This is a genomic window from Bacillus cereus group sp. N12, assembly GCF_016483575.1.
In the GTDB taxonomy this organism is placed as follows: domain Bacteria; phylum Bacillota; class Bacilli; order Bacillales; family Bacillaceae_G; genus Bacillus_A; species Bacillus_A toyonensis.
This window is the reverse complement of record NZ_JAEHBO010000023.1, coordinates 1-17,775: the sequence shown is the minus strand read 5'-3', so window position 1 is coordinate 17,775 and position 17,775 is coordinate 1. Positions and strand designations below refer to the sequence as shown.

Here is a 17,775-nt window from a genome sequence, read left to right as displayed (position 1 = left end):
TCTTTTTTATGTGTATCAATCATGTAGATTCTTTTTCGGGTGAGGTGAAAAATTCATTGGTTTTGTTGGAGAGTAGAAATGGAATAGCTCCTTTTATGACAGAAATATCCCAGTCCCACCATGCAAGTTTTTCTAGTTTTTCAATGGTTTCTTGTGAAAAACGATAGCGAACTAGTTTGGCAGGGTTCCCAGCTACAATTGCATATGGAGGTACGTCTTTTGTAACTACACTCTTTGCGCCGATAATGGCCCCGTTACCAATTGTAACACCAGATAAAACGCAGGATTGATAACCAATCCATACATCATTGCCGACTACGATATCACCTTTTGATGAAGGATGACCAGTAATATGTGCTCCTTCATCGAAGAGAGCATTAAATGGGTAAGTCGTTATCCAATCAGCACGATGCTCGCCGCCAAGTATGAAAACGACTTCTTCTCCTAATGAACAAAACTTACCTATTTTCAATTTCGTTTCATCATTCCAAGAAAAAATAGTTGGACCTACTTTACTATAAGTATAATCACCAATATCATATTTACTATATTCAGGTTTTTGATTTAAATATAACATAACAAATTTAGCATCCTTTCTAAAGCAAGTAATTGATATGGAACATTATATGCAAGGTGGAGTAAGGCGAACTGTGTTGTATGAATTAGTAAGATGTAAGTATGTTAGTAGAGAAAATGAATAAAGGGGAGTGGAGTGGATGAGATACGAAATGGGGTTATATAATAAACCTTTTCAGTCAATTCAATCAGGAAAAAAGGTATATGAAGTACGCTTATACGATAAAAAACGTCAACTTATAAAACAAGGCGATGAAATTGTATTTACGAACCTTACGACAGCAGAAACGATGGTTGTAAAAGTAACGGAAGTAAAGCGATACGAAAGCTTTAAAGAAATGTACGAGCAAATTGATAAAAAGTTATTGGATTGTGAAAATGATAGTTTAGAGGAAATGTTAGAAAGTACATACAAAATATATACGAAAGAACAAGAAGAAAAGTGGGGAACAGTTGCGGTTCGTATTGAGGTAATAAAATGATGAGAAATCGCGGCGTGGCTATTATTGTACAGGATGGAAAAATTGCTCTAATAAAACGTGTTCGAGACGATGAAGTATATTACGTTTTTCCAGGCGGTGGAATAGAAGAAGGAGAAACATCGGAAGAGGCAACGAAGCGAGAGATATACGAAGAATTAGGGGTACATATAGAAGTAAAGCACCTTATTACAAAGATAAAGTATAAAGGTACCGAATATTATTATGAAGCCTATATTACGGACGATTACGGACGGAGTATTCGGAAGCGGAAAAGGTGAGGAGTTTAAGCAGAAAGATAGAGGTTGTTATATTCCGTTATGGATACCGATAAATGAGTTGAAAAATGTGAATATAAAACCTTACGAAGTGGTCGAAAGTATATTCGATTATTATAAGATGCAAGGTCTGACAACATACAAAAAAAACCATTGACATAGCCTGCTGATTTAAGTATTGTATTCGAGTATGTTTATAATCAGGAGGTTTATATGAGCAATCAAACTACTACACATCATGTGAAAATGACAACAGCAGATCCATCTGGAATCGGTCTATTTGGATTAGCAATGGTAACACTTGTAGCATCATCTCAAAAGTTAGGTTTAACAGATGGCGTTTCACTTGTATTACCATGGGCAATCTTTTTAGGGGGATTTGCACAAATCTTTGCATGCATTCACGATGCAAAGCATAACAACACGTTCGGTACGACAGCATTTGGTGCGTACGGCCTGTTTTGGTTAGGTGTTGGAATGACTTGGTTAATTCAACTTGGAGTATTCGGCGAAAAATTAGCCCAAACTGCAGATTCAAAACAGCTTGGTGTAGCCTTTATCGGATATTTAATTTTCACAATCTTTATGACGATTGGTGCAATGGAAACACATAAAGTATTATTTATGATTTTCGTACTTATTGATTTCTTATTTATTGGTCTTTCATTAAGTACTTTAGGTGTTATGCCGCACGCAATGCATAATTTAGCAGCATATTCTGAACTATGTATTTCATTATTATCTTTCTATGGTTCAGCCGCAGCAGTGTTAAATACACACTTCGGAAAAGTTGTTTTACCAGTTGGAAAGCCATTTGGTATTTTTAAAAAGTAATAAAAAAGCACAGGTGATTGTATAGTCATCTGTGCTTTTTTGTATGGAATAAATAAAAATGAAAAATATAATTGAAATTGATTATCATTATTAATATAATGATAATGATAATCATTCATTGCAAGAGGGGGATGCCAAAGTGGCGAAAATTTTAATTGCGTATGCGAGTATGTCAGGAAATACAGAGAGTATTGCTGATTTAATAAAAGTAAGTTTGGATGCTTTTGATCATGAAGTAGTATTGCAAGAGATGGAAGGCATGGATGCTGAAGAATTGCTAGCTTATGATGGAATTATTTTAGGATCTTATACGTGGGGCGATGGTGAATTGCCGTTTGAGGCAGAAGATTTCCACGAGGATTTAGAAAATATAGATTTGTCAGGAAAAAAAGCAGCTGCATTTGGATCAGGTGATACGGCATATGAACTGTTTTGTGAAGCGGTGACGATATTTGAAGAACGTCTTGTAGAACGCGGTGCAGAACTTGTACAAGAAGGATTGAAAATTGAATTATCTCCAGAAGATGAAGAGGATATTGAAAAATGCAGTAATTTTGCAATTGCATTTGCTGAGAAGTTCTAAGAATGGGAGTGTCAACGTGGAGACAATGTTAAGTGCAACTGCTATTACAAAATTAAGAGATGGAAAACTTATGTTAGCTACTACATATGATGGCTTATTTATTGAACAAGACGGAGAATGGAAACAAATTTTAAATGGCTTTCAAAAACGAATTCGGGATTTACATAGCGTAGATAATATAGTTTATGGTGTAGGCGACGAAGGGATTTTTATTCGTAGCATGAATGGTGGAGAGAACTGGACAATTCAGCGTTTTCCAACAAAAGCAACGAGTTGGAATGTGTGTAGTAATGTACAAGGAACTGTCATTGCTCATGGAGATAAAACATTGTATCTTTCTAATAATTTCGGTTCTACATGGGAGACCATTCATCCATTTCTTGATTATGGCAGTGATGCACCGTCTATTCGTTCGTTATTCTTATATAAACATTACTTATTTATTGGTACGAAAATACATGCGAAATATGGTGGTGTTTGGCTTTTTGATTTAGAGAAACGTAAATTAAAAAGAATTAAAATAGCGATGAATCAAATGATTTCTGCGTTGACTCTACATAATTCTTATCTAGTAGCAGCAAGTGGATCGTGTAAAGGAATTGGTGGTAATATTTCTTTTTGTAAAATAGATGAAAGTATTGAGAATGAAAAACTATATTGGCATACATGTCAAAGTGAGCAAAAAGCTAGTAGCTATTTAGACTTAAGTTTAGATCAACATGTGCTATATACGACTTCAACGCAAAATAAGGCGGGCGTTAGCACGGTTTGCCGTGTGCATCTTAATGAAGGGATTGTTACAGTATGTGACTCGGTTAAAGGGCATGGTTGGCGTATTGTTAATCAAAAAGAAGGCTATGTTGTAGCTGGATCAGGTGAATCAAAAGCGATGCAGTGGAAGAAAAAAGTTGTTTAGCAAAAAAAACTTTGCTTTTATTATATTGATATGATATAGTATATTTAAACCATTTTACTTTTAATAATATAGAGATTTAAATGAGCTGTAACTTCCGAGGAGGATAGCAATGTTAAATCTCCTCAGGGGTTGCAGTTTTTTAATGTCTGGTTTATTATTGTAAGGTGGTTGAAAATGAATATGTACATATAGGTACATTGTAGGAGGATTTTTTTCATGCAAAACGGTAAAGTAAAATGGTTTAACTCAGAAAAAGGTTTCGGTTTCATCGAAGTTGAAGGCGGAGAAGACGTATTCGTTCATTTCTCAGCTATCCAAGGCGACGGCTTCAAAACTTTAGAAGAAGGTCAAGAAGTTACTTTCGAAGTAGAACAAGGTAACCGTGGACCACAAGCTACTAACGTTAACAAGAAGTAATTTTTGAAAAAAAGAAGGGCTCGCCCTTCTTTTTTTTGCGTTCTTATTGAATATCCTCCAATGTACATATGATAATAAGACTGAATTTTTGTTTTTTATACGAGGTATTTCATGCATAAAGTGTATGAATAAATAGATACTGAAAATAAAGTATGTGTGTGAAAAGGATTTTAGAAAGAGGTAAATAAATTGAAAAACGCTACACATTTTATTGTGTTTGATATAGAGAGAAATTTTAGGCCGTATAAATCAGAAGATCCGTCAGAGATAGTTGATATCGGAGCTGTAAAAATAGAAGCAAGTACAATGAAGGTAATTGGAGAATTTTCGGAGTTAGTAAAACCGGGTGCACGACTTACTCGTCATACGACAAAATTAACGGGAATTACAAAAAAAGATTTAATTGGTGTAGAGAAATTCCCTCAAATTATAGAGAAATTTATTCAGTTCATTGGAGAAGATTCTGTATTTATTTCATGGGGAAAAGAAGATTATCATTTTCTATCTCATGATTGTACATTACATGGCCTAGAATGCCCGTGTATGGAAAAAGACAGTAGATTTGATTTGCAAAAATTTGTTTTCCAAGCGTATGAAGAATTATTTGAGCATACACCAAGTTTACAATCTGCAGTAGAACAACTCGGTTTAACGTGGGAAGGAAAGCAGCACCGCGCTTTAGCAGATGCTGAGAATACAGCAAATATACTTCTTAAAATATATAGCGAGAGAGATATTAATAAGCGATACAAGAGACACGGTGAGCTTGAACTTGTAAAGAACGGAAAACTAACAGAAAAAGCGAAAAAAAAGATGCGAAAATGGGTGTTTAAAGAACTGAAGAAACATGCAGAACGACCATTTGTGTGGAGTACATTTGAAAGTAGTGAAACGTGGGAAAGTATAACGGAAAGGTATTATATAAGTGAAAATACAGTAGAACTTCTGAAAAAACATTTCCCTACAGCGGTGAGAAAAGCGGAGCGGCAGCTTAAATATTTGGCTGAGATGGAGGAGAATGCACAGTCTAGGTGACATTCTCCTCCATTTCTAGCTATATAAATTTAAAGTCATCGTATTGACGGATGAGTAAAGTATTCAAATTTAATTAGGAATCAATTTGTTGTTGTAATTTGGCTATTATAATTGCTTTGAAAATTAAGGCGTCGTAAGAATCTTAAAATATATTAATAAAATAAGAGCTCATAAAAATGAAAGAGGGTACAGTTAAATGGAAGCAATCTTTAACATTTTAACTGTTTTATTTTTTATATTATATTCACATCACTTTTTATTTTTATTACACTTCCTCTTATAGTAAAAAGGAGTTAGAAAAAGCTTAATATATCTTTAAACCGCGGTGGATTAAAGATTAAAATTGAAGAGTAAGATAAGCGTTATATATATGGGAGATGCGATGATGATAAATTTGGATATCAAAGATATTAACGTAAAGATGGAATTAAACGGTGTCTTTTGGAATGAGGATAGGATTGCTGAAATGATGGTGACTACAACAGCAGAACATTCTCTTATTCTTCATATATTAGTTGACTTAGAAAATAAAACTATTTGTGCCATGAGTGCCACGATAGTGAATGGGTTCTGCCCTCTGTGCAAACAGAAAAGGGACGAATGCAGTGAACTTAATGACCCACAAAATAAAATGGATATTTTAGAAGAAACCTACGATTGGGTGAGAGAGCATCCAAAATATCGTTTTCAATTATCTTTTTACGAGTACAATAAATTTGAGGTAGTAAAGTGAAATTTTTATTTTAATAACATACATAGTGACTATAAGGAAAAACATCAAAAACTTATAGAAGGACTGGGTCTATTAGTAAAAAGTGAAAAAATTGTAGTACGTTGTATACAAGAACATATTGAAAAGGATATTCCAAATGGAAATGTGTTTGTACAACAAGGAACGAATTTATTTAGATACTGCAACAAATTTTATCTTAAATCAAAAAAATTTAATACATAAGCACATCTTGTTATAAAGCAGAGAAACCGATTCTTAGTAGAGTCGGTTTTTAAAGTAAACGTCAAGTAAGTCCAAAATAAAAGAGCGCTTTGTTAATAGCGCTCAGTAAAAAATAGTTATAGGGAAGCATTTATTCAATGTTAGAATCAAAATTTTTAGTATTGTGTGGTCTCACTTGTAGACACATAGTTGTTATTTAAAACATGTTTATTGGTTACTTGATTTTCTTTATTCAACCCCGTTTGGATCATATGAAAACTGTTGCTTATTCTCAATCCGCTCAATCACATCTTGCAACTCATCTGGCTTCAGAAACTCAATAGGAGAGAAGCCTTTTTCAAACGTAAGTGTATCAGCCTCAATCATTAATACGTATCGGTCATTTACCTTTGCGATATGTATTTGATCCCCGAAATCAGCAAGCAGGGCCTTCACAGAGATATGATCTGCTTTTAGCTTTAATTCCACTTCAGGAGCATGCTCGACGATTTGAGCGGTAGCTTCCATTACTTCTTCGGTTGAAAATTGTTCCATAATTTCACGTTTCGGACTGGCAGCCCATACTTCCATTGCTTGGTCGAATTGTTCACGTTCTTCCGTACCTTCTTCAAATACATCTTCAATTTGGTCATATACCATGTCCATTACTTGTGTTTTCATAATTTCAGGCATAGAGCGTTCGTATTCGACGAATTTTAAGAAGTCCTCGAAGTAGCGGGCATGTGATGCTTGGTGTATTTTTAGTTCGCCTACTTCAACCATACCTTCTTCAGGCATGTACGGATATTGGATAGATTTCATATTCTTCGTTGTGATGGCCATTTCAACGTTACGAATAAGCGTTGATTCATCTGAAATAGAGGCAACTTTCGGTTCAAAGTCACATTTCATAACGAATACGAACGGGTCATCAAAGTATTTACGTAGTTTTGCTTGAGCAATTAAAAATACACCACCACGAACAGCGCTTGTGTCAAGATATGTATAAACGAGAGGCTCGCTCATATCTTTGAAGTTTTCTTTTGTTTCTGCAAAACGAATACGATTAAATAGGTTGTAATGAGGGTTTGAATCGAGTTCGTGCCCTTCTTCTACAATAAAGCGCCCAATCTTTGTTGGGGCTTGTTCCGTTTTGGCATGACGTTCTACTTTTCGCTTTGAAATTTTTAATAATTCACCATTCAAAAATTCTTTTAAAGAGCTATCTTCATATTCTTCAGCGTCTAATGTTTGAAAATGTTTATAGCGTTTATCAACTGCTTCGCCTTTTCCTTCTACTTGTACAACATAAAAGGAAAGGAAATTTATTTCAAAATCCATATTTATCACCTTGTTTCATTTCATTAACTCTTATCAGTATAGAGATGGAGAAAACTTTCGTCAATTTATATAAGGAAGGGAAGACCCTTCCTTATATATTTTTTATTTTCAAAATTAAAATCCGTCTTCTAGCGCTGCAAATGGAATGTTAAGTCTGTTTTCTACTGTACGTAAACGTTGATTTAAGCGATTTAGTCTACGTGTATGGCGCTCAACAGTATTTTCTAATTGACGTACTCTTTGCTCAAGCTCATTTACTCGTCGTTCTAGTTGACGGTTTCCAGTACCAGGGAAAGAGATTGGAAGTTGAAATTGTCTATTTTGGTCATATGGATTAACTTGTTCTGTTTGATCTATATATTGTTGGTATTGTGCTTGTAAATCATATTGCGGCTGATAACCGTATTGGTTATATGAATCATATGGATTGTAGGGGTACATAAAAACATCCTCCATTTCTTTAAAATAGGTTAAATACACGATACTGTATGTGTAAAAGCGGAGCAGTGGCACGGCAAATACCTAATTATATTTACGTGATTTACTTTTATAAATAAGAACAGGGAGTTGTTACATTTGTTTTTCATTTATTTAATGGTATATAATGGATAGAAGGGGAGAGGTTACATAAAGGTTACAGATTTGCTAAACTTACATTTTCATAAAAATATGTATAGACATTTACAAAAGAAAAGAGTAATTTAAATAGAGTAAAAAATAACTTGTAACATTTTATAAACATATTGTAAAATGATTGTAACAAAACATACATAAAAATGAAATAATACATAAAAGCAGTGTTGGGGAAAAGGAGAGAGTATATTGTTCCGTAAAATAAAGGGTATTTTAGTTGGGGTGCTATGTGTAGCTGTAGTGAGTGGTTGTGGTACAAAAGTAAGTGATGTTGCATTAGTAAGTGATATTGGTGGACACACTGTCGCGGCTAAAGCAGAAGTGCAGGATTCTATTAGTTTAGTTGATAGTCGAACAGGTACTGAAGTGAAAAAAATAGATTTGTCTAGTTTAGGCTATTTTGAAGACGAAGCAAAATTTAAAAAATCGGTAACGAAGGTTGCTAGTGAGGTTGGGAAAACCGTTGATAAAAAGATGGTTCCATCACGTATAGCACCTGATGGAAGTTGGCAAGAAGGAAAACCTTCTTATGAATTAATGGAAAAAGAATTAGTAGATAAATTGTTAAATGTTGGTATGTGGGATTCTTCATATCAGTTACCAATCACAGAGAAAAAGCCTACGGCAACATTAAGTGATGCGCAAGGAAGTGGTACGGTAATTGGTAGATATGAAACGAATTTAGGTGGATCAACAGGTGGCCGTATTGAGAATATTCGTTTGTCAGCGGCGAGCATAAATGGAGTTGTATTAGCAAAAGGAGACCGCTTCTCTTTTAATGCATTAATCGGTGATACAACGCCAGATAAAGGATATCAATTAGGAAAAGAAATTGTAGATGGTAAATTAGTAGATGGATATGGTGGGGGTGTTTGTCAAACATCTTCGACTTTATACAATGCAGCAGATCAAGCTGGTTTGAAAATGGTAGAGAGAACGACGCATTCTAAAACAGTAGGTTATGTGCCACAAGGAAGAGATGCTACAATTGCATATCCATACTTAGACTTAGTATTTGAAAACACGAACGACGCACCTGTGAAGCTTTATATGGGCATTCAGGGCGGAAAGTTAGTTGCTGAAGTACATAAAATGAGATAAGAGTTATAAAGTCACTTTTTCTGAAAGTTAGAAGAGGTGGCTTTTTTATTAAGAAAATAAAAATATGTATAAATTCTGACTTTTCTTATTTACATAGGGTGATTTTGATTGTATTCTTCATAGTAACGGTTATATGTAATGGAAAAATATTGGGATAAGGAGATGGAGTTATTCATGGTACAAATTCATCCGAAAACACGTATTGGTCATGTTGCATTTAAAGTGAAAGATTTAGAACGTCAAATTGCTTTTTATGAGAATGTAGTAGGCTTAGAAGTAATTAAACAAGAGGGGAATAAAGCGTATTTATCTGGAAAGGGTGGTAAGAATACGCTGCTTGTTCTTGAAAAGTTGGAGGATGGGGCACTACAAGAACCACGTACGACTGGTATATATCATGTGGCTTTTTTAGTTCCGACTCGTGAAGCTTTTGCTTCGGCACTATTTGGGGTTCTTCGTAATAAGAATGTAATTGATAGCCCGGCTGAACAAGAAGGGCGTTATACATATTCAAATGAAATTTTACCAATTTCAAGGTTTAATAGTGCAAGTGATCATACGTATAGCGAAGCGTTTTATTTACAAGACTTAGAGGATAATGGAATTGAAATATATGCAGACCGCCCGCGCGATCAATGGGGAGAAGGACCAGGAGGAAGTACACCACTTGATTTAAAAGAATTGGCAACGCTCGTTGATTATGAGTTTGCTGGTTTACCTGCTGATACTGTCGTTGGACACGTACATTTACGAATAGCTGATGTAGAAAAGTCACATGAGTTTTATGTAAAGACTGTAGGCTTTGAGGTACAACAGCGTGAAGAGGATTGCTTATTTATTTCGGCAGGAGGCTATCATCACCATATCGGTGCAAATACGTGGAACGGAGTAAATAATCCGCACCCACCAACACATGCAACTGGACTAAAGGTATATACGATTGTACTACCGCATAAAGAAGCGTTAGATGAAGTGAAAGAAAGATTAATAGAAAAACAACATGAAATAAATGAAACTACAAATGGATTTACAGTAGTAGATCCAAGTGGTATTACAGTACAGTTTGAAATAGAAGTAGCATAAAACAAGCCAGAAAGTGTGTAATCACTTTCTGGCTTGTTTTTAATTATTCATAGTTCAATCCAATACCTTCTTACAATATTTCCATCTTCCTCAATGAAATCATCATCACGAAGCCCGCCGTTATGTAAGATTGTTTTTTCTGATCCTGTATTCACTTCGTCACAAACGACAAGTACTTTCTCGATGTTTAATTCCTTCGTTTTTTCTAGCGATAACTCTAATAACTTCGTAGCATAACCTTTTCTTCTTTCAGAAGGGCGAATGCCATAACCGACATGACCTCCAGTGTTAAATAAATGTTCGGTTAAACTATGACGTATATTAACAACTCCTACAATTTTATTTTCTTCTGTAACGAGCCAATACGTAGAGTCTGGTACCCAAGATTCAGGAAGGTTTACTCCGTTATGTGCATCGAGTAATTCTTGAATCATAGCTGGAAAGTTAGAAGGGTCCTTTGAAATAACCCACGGAATCATCGTTTCACCGCTCTCTTTCCATTCGTTATAAAAATCTAAGTATTCTTCTTGTAAATCAGTAGTAGGTGTAATCAAAAAGACATTCATTGCTAGTAAACTCCTTTTATTTATGTTTTATTTCACAAAAATCAAGGCAGAAAATGGAAGCGTTTTCCGAATTTCTCAACCTCATTTCTTGCACTTCATATGCAATTTTTAACTGAAGATAAGTAAGGTGTTGAACTTAAAGGTTTTTTTGTATGAGAAATAGGTTATCTTGTTTATGCTAATATTTAAAATATTAACATAAAATCGTTGGGATAGTAAGTGAATTTAGATGGAATGTTTTTATATCGATAAATGGATGTGTGTGATAATTTTTGTTTTATCCATCTATAATGAATGAAAGGGGGAAGTGTTCGTGAGCTTACATATTGATTTTATTTTACGAATTGGTATTGCTGGTTTATTAGGAGCAATGATTGGTATTGAAAGGGAAATTCGATCAAAAGAAGCTGGATTAAAGACTCATTTCCTCGTAGCGGTAGGGAGCGCTTTAATAATGGTTGTTTCGAAATATGCCTTTTCAGATATTATGTTTGAAAATCATATGTCCCTTGATCCAAGTCGTATTGCAGCGCAAGTTGTTAGTGGAGTAGGTTTTTTAGGTGCAGGTACAATTATTATTCAAAAACAGGTAGTGAAAGGATTAACGACAGCGGCTGGTTTATGGGCTACAGCAGGAATTGGATTAGCAATTGGAGCGGGTATGTATGTAGTAGGGATTGGAGCTACGATTCTCGTTTTAATTGGGTTAGAGATTGTAAGTCGTATTTTTAAAGTGCGATTTTTATTTCCGCAAAATATAACAGTGCAAATTTGTATGAATAAACATGAAACGGTACAACAAATATTAGAGAAGCTTCATATGAAAGGTATTCCAATACTTTCATATGAAGTGGAATCTTTACAGCAAGATACAGGTGTAGTTTATAAGGTAGGAATGCAGCTGAAAAATATATCACCTGAAGAAAAGAATGCATTCATTCAATATATACAAACATTACCAGAAATAACGTTTGTAAAGTTAAATTCATAGCGTTGAAAAAGAGGTTAGATGTAGCAGAAATTTCGCTATTATCTATCCTTTTTTTGACACAAATCGCATGGAGAGTCAAGCGTTAATTTTGCTATGAATGGATACATATGTGAACGTTACCTTATTTTTTCTCAATACAGAATAAATAGTCAGAATAGTAAGATATTAGTGAGGGACACTAAAAAATGTAAGGTAGGGGAGAGTATGAAAGGCTATTCAAAAAAAGTTTTAGTAGGGGTAAGTTTTGCTAGTTTACTGTTAGGGAGTTTTCAAGGGAGCATATCGGCGGAAAATACTAAGGAAGAGCAAGTTTCTTATCGAAATGTGCTCAAAATGGAGCCAGTTGGTGTACAATTTCCAGTGCAAGAATTAGCTCATTCATCAAAAGTGCTAGAAAATAAGTCTTTTGAGAAAAGGCTACAATTTGCTGATTTATCGCAAAGACCGCCAGAAGTAAAAAAAGAAAGTAAACAATTAGCTGTAGCGAAAACTTATACAATTGCTGAATTAAATCAATTAAGCAATCAGCAATTAGTAGATTTACTTGTAACAATCGACTGGGAGCAAATTACGGGGCTATTTCAGTTTAATAAAGACAGTCTAGCATTCTATCAAAATGATAGTAGGATGCAGGCGATTATTGATAAATTGAAGCAGCAAGGGCAAACTTATACGCAAGATGATTCAAAAGGGATTGAGACATTAGTAGAGGTATTGCGATCTGGGTTTTATTTAGGATTTTATAATACAGAATTAAGTAAACTGAATGAACGAAGCTATCATGATAAATGCTTACCTGCATTAAAAACCATTGCGAGCAACCCGAATTTTAAGCTCGGTACATTAGAACAAAATAGAGTTGTATCATCATACGGAAAATTAATAGGAAACGCTTCGAGTGATGTGGAAACGATAACATCGGCTGCGAAGATTTTTAAACAATATAATGATAGTTTTTCTACATTGGTAGATAATCTTTCAGCTGGAAATGCGATTTACGATATTATGCAAGGTGTGGATTACGATATTCAATCATATTTGTACGATACGAGAAAAGTGCCGAAAGATACAGTATGGTATCAGAAAATAGATAGTTATATTAATGAGCTAAGTCGTTTTGCATTAATGGGAACGATTACAGCGAAAAACGGATGGCTTATTAACAATGGCATTTATTATACAGGTAGACTCGGTACGTTCCATAGTACAGGGACGAAAGGGTTACAAGTTGTAACAGATGCGATGAACATATACCCGTACTTAGGGGAGCAATATTTCGTAGCAGCTGAGCAAATCGCGACAAATTATGGCGGAAAAGATGCAAATGGAAATATGGTTAATTTAGATCAAATACGAGAAGATGGTAAGAAAAAATATTTACCGAAAACGTATACGTTTGATGATGGTGCAATTGTTTTAAAAGCTGGAGATAAAGTGACTGAGGAAAAAGTAAAACGTCTATATTGGGCAGCGCAAGAAGTGAAGGCACAATTCCATCGTACCGTTGAAAGTGACCAGCCATTAGAAAAAGGGAATCCAGATGATGTATTGACGATGGTTATTTATAATAGTCCAGCAGAATATCAATTTAATCGTCAATTGTACGGGTATGAAACGAATAATGGTGGTCTTTATATAGAAGGAACAGGTACATTCTTTACTTATGAACGTACACCACAAGAAAGTATTTATAGTTTAGAAGAGTTATTTCGACATGAGTTCACGCATTATTTACAAGGTAGATATGAAGTGCCAGGACTATGGGGACAAGGTAAGATGTATGAAAATGAAAGATTATCTTGGTTTGAAGAAGGAAATGCTGAATTTTTTGCAGGAGCAACGAGAACGGATAATGTTGTACCGAGAAAGAGCATTATAGGAGGATTATCTTCAAATCCAGCAGAGCGTTATACGGCCGAGCGAACGTTAAATGCAAAGTATGGAACGTGGGATTTCTATAATTATTCCTTCGCTTTACAATCGTACATGTACAATAAGAGGTATGATATATTTGATAAAGTTCATGACCTTATTAGGAAAAATGATGTGACAGCATATGATGCATATCGCTCTGCGTTAAGTAAAGATGCGAATTTAAATAAAGAGTATCAAGACTATATGCAAATGTTAGTTGATAATCGTGATAAATATAATGTTCCGTTAGTATCAGACGATTATTTAGCAACGCACGCACCGAAACCAGTTTCAGATATTGCAGCAGAAATTACGGCGGAAGCAAATGTAAAAAATGTATCTGTAAAGAAAAATAAATCACAGTTCTTTAATACATTTACACTACAAGGAACATATACAGGTACTGCTGCAAAAGGAGAATATGAAGACTGGAAAACAATTACACAAAAGGTGAATGATACGTTAAAACGTTTAAGTGCAAAAGGATGGACAGGCTATAAAACAGTAACAGCTTATTTTGTGAATTATCGTGTGAATGCATCAGGACAATTTGAGTATGACGTTGTGTTCCATGGTATGAATACAGAAGAAGGAGCTGTGAATAAAGCGCCGGTCGCAGTTATAAATGGTCCGTATAGCGGAAATGTGAACGAAGCAATCTCTTTTAAAAGCGATGGATCAAAAGATGAAGATGGAAAAATCGCTTCTTATAAATGGGAGTTTGGAGACGGTACTGTAAGTAATGAACAAAACTCAACGCACATTTATACAAAAGAAGGAACATATACAGCGAAATTAACAGTAACAGACGATAAAGGAGCAACTAATACTGCTACAACGAGTGTGACAGTTAAAAAGAAAGAAGATAACAGTGTAGAAAAAGAGCCAAACAATTCATTCCAAACAGCAAATAAACTGCAGTTGAATCAAATTTTACGTGCTAGTTTAGGAAATGGTGATACAAGTGATTTCTTTGAAATAAATGTAGAAACAGCTAAAAACCTTCAAATCAATGTAACGAAAGAAAATAATATTGGAGTAAACTGGGTTCTTTATTCAGAAGCAGATTTAAATAATTATGTTACGTATGCCCAGCAACAAGGAAATCAACTAGTAGGTAGCTACTATACGTATCCAGGGAAATATTATTTACATGTGTATCAGTATGGTGGGGGAACAGGGAATTATACGGTAGAAGTGAAGTAGTAAAAGGGAATTTGTTTTTTTCGATGAATAGCAAAAAGATCTATGCTTTTAATGAAAAAACAACTGTAGACAATGACTCTAATGACATTAACAAATTAAGTGTCGAGAGATCTTATATTTAAATTAAACAGATTTGAACAGTAAATGAGATGAAATCGATAAATTATTAGTTCATCAAAATGTAAGAAAAGTAGTGAATTTTAAGTACGTTTAATTAAAGGATCAGAGTTTATCTATTTTTACAGATAAACTCTGATCCTTATTATTTGAAAGTAAGATAATTGATACGTAAGGTAGCGGAATTTTTAAAATTCATTTATTTAAAAAGTTAAGTAGAAAATTTTTATTATCTAAATAACTTTCATTACATTAGCAGGGGATACTAATAGAAAAGCGTGTCCCTTTACCTAATTCACTCTCTATCTCTATATCTCCGTTTAATTCTTTAATAATACTGTAAGCAATCATAGTACCAAGTCCAGTCCCTTTTTCTGTTGTTGAATAAAACGGCAAAGCAATTCGTTTTATTTGTTGAGATGACATTCCAATACCTGAATCAATAATGTTAATTATAATATTTCCTTTTATTTTTTGTATATTTATTTGTAAAACTCCACCATTTTTCATAGCCTCAATTCCATTTTGTATGATGTTGTTTAGACAGAGTCTGAATTTTTCGGGATCCCCATTTATATAAAAGGAATCTGTACTATTTTGTTTTATTTCAACTTTGTATGATAGAGCAAGTGGTGAAATAGTGTCTTTCACCTGATTTAAAATGTAATTAATATCTATTTTCTCTTTTAGGGTATTCTGTGGTTTGGTTAAAGATAAATAGTTATTGATAGTAGATTGTATTTGCTGCATTTCAATTAACATGATTTCTAAGTACTGATCCTGAGATAGCTTAGAGGCATGTTTTTCATTTAATAATTGAGTGAATCCATGTACCGTGGTTAGTGGATTGTGGATTTCGTGTGCAATTGACGCCGCTAGTTCGCTAGCTATATAAAATTTTTCAGCCCGTTGCAGTTTTTCTTTCATTTTATATTTCTCAATCATTCCCTCTATTAAATAAACTGATAATAATAATGTGAAAATATTAATGATTATATAATTTAATAAAAATTCTATGAGAGTAGCGTCTATTTTACCTCCTGTATTTATTTGAGTTACAATACCGCAGATAGAAAGTGAAGCTGTACATACTAAAATAAGGAGTAAGCTTAATAATATCTTTTTTTCTTTAAAATGCATAGGTAATAAGTAACGGAAGAGCATTGTTATACCAGAAATAATTGTAAAGATAATAAATGATGGAAGAACGCCATTTCCACCTAAGTAAAAGCGATAAGAAAGATATAAAATTCCTATAAGAACAATGTTTTTTGTATTTCCATACAGAAAAACTAATATGATAGGAATAAAACGTAAATCATAAATAAAGCCAGCATGTAAATGAAAAGGAAAAGTCATACAAAAAATAATAGCAATAGAGGAGAGAGTAGAAATTAACATATTATTACATGTTATTTTTTCTTTAAATTCTAGCCAAAATACGTGATAGCTAAGGATACAAATTATTATAATAAAGGTATTTAATAAGAGAGTAGAAATTCCCATAGTTTTGCATCTCCGATAGTTTGTAAGTAGTATTATGTATAAGTTGGACCTAGATGTTTAGTATTAGTAGACTTTCTATCTAAAAAAGGAAGGGTACTTGAAAAAATGTTATTATATTACTCGTATTAGAATTGATGAGGAAGATAGAAAAAATAATAGATAAAAAATCTACTTGAATTTATGTACATATGAAATTAGAAACTAACTTTTGTATAGGTAAAATTGGGATTGAATTACTGGTAAAATAATGGGTTTATGAGTGTGAATATTCTGTGAAAATAATATATATGACGACCATTGTTTTGTAGCTTTCGTTATATTAACATGGAATTTACCGAATTACAAAGTGAAAATTTAAAATTTTTTTATTCATATAATTTATCTGAAATGAAAACACTGTTCACTCGAGTATTGTTGTAATGAATCGTATACATTTTGTGTGAAAAAACCTTTGAAATTAACATGTTCTTTTTTATAAAACATAATACTGTAGCTTTATCTATGTGAGTTACTCAATAAATGTTAATACGTAAAGTTATTATATGTATATTTAAGGATATGAATTATTACATAAAAACGCACTTAAAAAAGAATGTATGATGGTAATAGAATACAAACATCAAGGGGGAACTTAAAATGAAGTTAAATAAACTAATGCTTAGTTGTGGAGTGATTTCGGCATTAACACTTGGTGTGTTAGGGAATAATACTTATGCTGAAGAAGTGCACAAAACGAATGATGCAATTAATATAGTTGAACACGTTCCTGCAGACATATTATTAACTCAAACAATGGATTATAGTGGAGAGGCTGTCACTTCTTTTGTATATAATGGGAGTACTGATTTAAGCTTCTTTATGAAAAATAATGGCCAAAATACAATGGGGTATAGTGTAAAAGGCCCAAATACGGAGTTAATTGCTGGTGGTTATATAAGGCCTGGAGAACAACAAATTAATGTTACAAATGTACGGAATGCTTTATCTCCATTACCGATTGGAACATATAAAATTTACGTTTCAAATGATGATGGTTCTAAGGGACAATTCCAAGTTGCAGTAAGATCTATGAATTAAATTTAAAAAACCTTGTTTATGAGCTGATTTGATTTTTACTTTCTGGAAAGAGATGATATTGACCCGAGAGTCCCCCATAAAAGTAAAAACGAGCATCCTTATGTAATTGTGTGAAGTGACCCCTAAAAGTTAGACACGGTTATTTCATTAGGCAGCTTGATCCAAATGAGTCCGGTATTGCACCGGGC

At 33.7% G+C, this 17,775-nt stretch carries 17 protein-coding genes and 1 pseudogene; 13 read left to right on the top strand and 5 right to left on the bottom strand.

Features of this window, described 5'->3' with window-relative positions; genetic code table 11:
* Positions 1-19: 19 nt before the first annotated feature.
* Complete coding sequence (locus JDS92_RS13350) at positions 20-577, bottom strand: CatB-related O-acetyltransferase (protein ID WP_000966319.1); 558 nt, start codon at positions 575-577, stop codon at positions 20-22.
* Positions 578-716: 139 nt separating this feature from the next.
* Between JDS92_RS13350 and JDS92_RS13345 the strand changes: the two genes are divergently transcribed.
* From JDS92_RS13345 to JDS92_RS13310, 8 genes and pseudogenes are all read left to right on the top strand, one after another.
* Positions 717-1,058: an ASCH domain-containing protein gene (locus JDS92_RS13345; protein ID WP_001268354.1), complete on the top strand. Its 342-nt coding sequence runs from the start codon at positions 717-719 to the stop codon at positions 1,056-1,058.
* Positions 1,055-1,490: pseudogene (locus tag JDS92_RS13340) on the top strand (NUDIX hydrolase). Before JDS92_RS13345 ends, JDS92_RS13340 begins: the two are co-directional and overlap by 4 nt.
* 56 nt (positions 1,491-1,546) lie before the next feature.
* Complete coding sequence (locus tag JDS92_RS13335; protein ID WP_000070943.1) at positions 1,547-2,167, top strand: acetate uptake transporter; 621 nt, start codon at positions 1,547-1,549, stop codon at positions 2,165-2,167.
* 139 nt (positions 2,168-2,306) lie between these two features.
* On the top strand, positions 2,307-2,750 hold the full coding sequence (locus JDS92_RS13330) for a flavodoxin (RefSeq protein ID WP_199632032.1): 444 nt from the start codon (positions 2,307-2,309) through the stop codon (positions 2,748-2,750).
* 16 nt (positions 2,751-2,766) lie between these two features.
* Positions 2,767-3,666 (top strand): WD40/YVTN/BNR-like repeat-containing protein, encoded by a 900-nt coding sequence (locus tag JDS92_RS13325; RefSeq protein ID WP_097958375.1) that lies wholly within the window; start codon positions 2,767-2,769, stop codon positions 3,664-3,666.
* A gap of 216 nt (positions 3,667-3,882) precedes the next feature.
* On the top strand, positions 3,883-4,083 hold the full coding sequence (cspB, locus tag JDS92_RS13320; RefSeq protein ID WP_001179148.1) for a cold shock-like protein CspB: 201 nt from the start codon (positions 3,883-3,885) through the stop codon (positions 4,081-4,083).
* Positions 4,084-4,272: 189 nt separating this feature from the next.
* A complete protein-coding gene (locus JDS92_RS13315) occupies positions 4,273-5,118 on the top strand; it encodes an exonuclease (protein ID WP_000786410.1) in 846 nt (281 codons plus the stop codon).
* A gap of 385 nt (positions 5,119-5,503) precedes the next feature.
* On the top strand, positions 5,504-5,851 hold the full coding sequence (locus JDS92_RS13310) for a hypothetical protein (RefSeq protein ID WP_141523508.1): 348 nt from the start codon (positions 5,504-5,506) through the stop codon (positions 5,849-5,851).
* 450 nt (positions 5,852-6,301) lie between these two features.
* Here the strand turns inward: JDS92_RS13310 and JDS92_RS13305 are convergent, their stop codons facing one another.
* Both JDS92_RS13305 and JDS92_RS13300 read right to left on the bottom strand, forming a co-directional pair.
* Positions 6,302-7,393 (bottom strand): DUF3900 domain-containing protein, encoded by a 1,092-nt coding sequence (locus JDS92_RS13305; protein ID WP_000345023.1) that lies wholly within the window; start codon positions 7,391-7,393, stop codon positions 6,302-6,304.
* 114 nt (positions 7,394-7,507) lie between these two features.
* Complete coding sequence (locus JDS92_RS13300; protein ID WP_000283717.1) at positions 7,508-7,834, bottom strand: hypothetical protein; 327 nt, start codon at positions 7,832-7,834, stop codon at positions 7,508-7,510.
* Positions 7,835-8,215: 381 nt separating this feature from the next.
* Here JDS92_RS13300 and JDS92_RS13295 point away from each other — a divergent pair, with 381 nt between their 5' ends.
* A complete protein-coding gene (locus tag JDS92_RS13295; RefSeq protein WP_000488650.1) occupies positions 8,216-9,127 on the top strand; it encodes a VanW family protein in 912 nt (303 codons plus the stop codon).
* A 174-nt stretch (positions 9,128-9,301) separates the two neighbouring features.
* Positions 9,302-10,210, top strand: coding sequence for a VOC family protein (locus JDS92_RS13290; protein ID WP_199632031.1), 909 nt, complete (start codon positions 9,302-9,304; stop codon positions 10,208-10,210).
* A gap of 47 nt (positions 10,211-10,257) precedes the next feature.
* Here JDS92_RS13290 and JDS92_RS13285 read toward each other — a convergent pair whose 3' ends face one another.
* Positions 10,258-10,776, bottom strand: coding sequence for a GNAT family N-acetyltransferase (locus JDS92_RS13285; RefSeq protein WP_097958369.1), 519 nt, complete (start codon positions 10,774-10,776; stop codon positions 10,258-10,260).
* A gap of 313 nt (positions 10,777-11,089) precedes the next feature.
* On the opposite strand from JDS92_RS13285, the gene JDS92_RS13280 reads away from it, so the two are divergent.
* Together JDS92_RS13280 and colA are read left to right on the top strand one after the other, a co-directional pair.
* Positions 11,090-11,767, top strand: a complete 678-nt coding sequence (locus JDS92_RS13280; RefSeq protein ID WP_000052096.1) for an MgtC/SapB family protein — start codon at positions 11,090-11,092, stop codon at positions 11,765-11,767.
* 204 nt (positions 11,768-11,971) lie between these two features.
* Positions 11,972-14,887, top strand: a complete 2,916-nt coding sequence (gene colA / locus JDS92_RS13275) for a collagenase ColA (protein WP_098911809.1) — start codon at positions 11,972-11,974, stop codon at positions 14,885-14,887.
* A 369-nt stretch (positions 14,888-15,256) separates the two neighbouring features.
* On the opposite strand, the gene JDS92_RS13270 is transcribed toward colA, so the two are convergent.
* On the bottom strand, positions 15,257-16,510 hold the full coding sequence (locus JDS92_RS13270) for a sensor histidine kinase (protein WP_000513020.1): 1,254 nt from the start codon (positions 16,508-16,510) through the stop codon (positions 15,257-15,259).
* Between the two features lie 636 nt (positions 16,511-17,146).
* On the opposite strand from JDS92_RS13270, the gene JDS92_RS13265 reads away from it, so the two are divergent.
* Complete coding sequence (locus JDS92_RS13265) at positions 17,147-17,587, top strand: hypothetical protein (RefSeq protein ID WP_000773479.1); 441 nt, start codon at positions 17,147-17,149, stop codon at positions 17,585-17,587.
* The last annotated feature ends 188 nt before the right edge of the window (positions 17,588-17,775 follow it).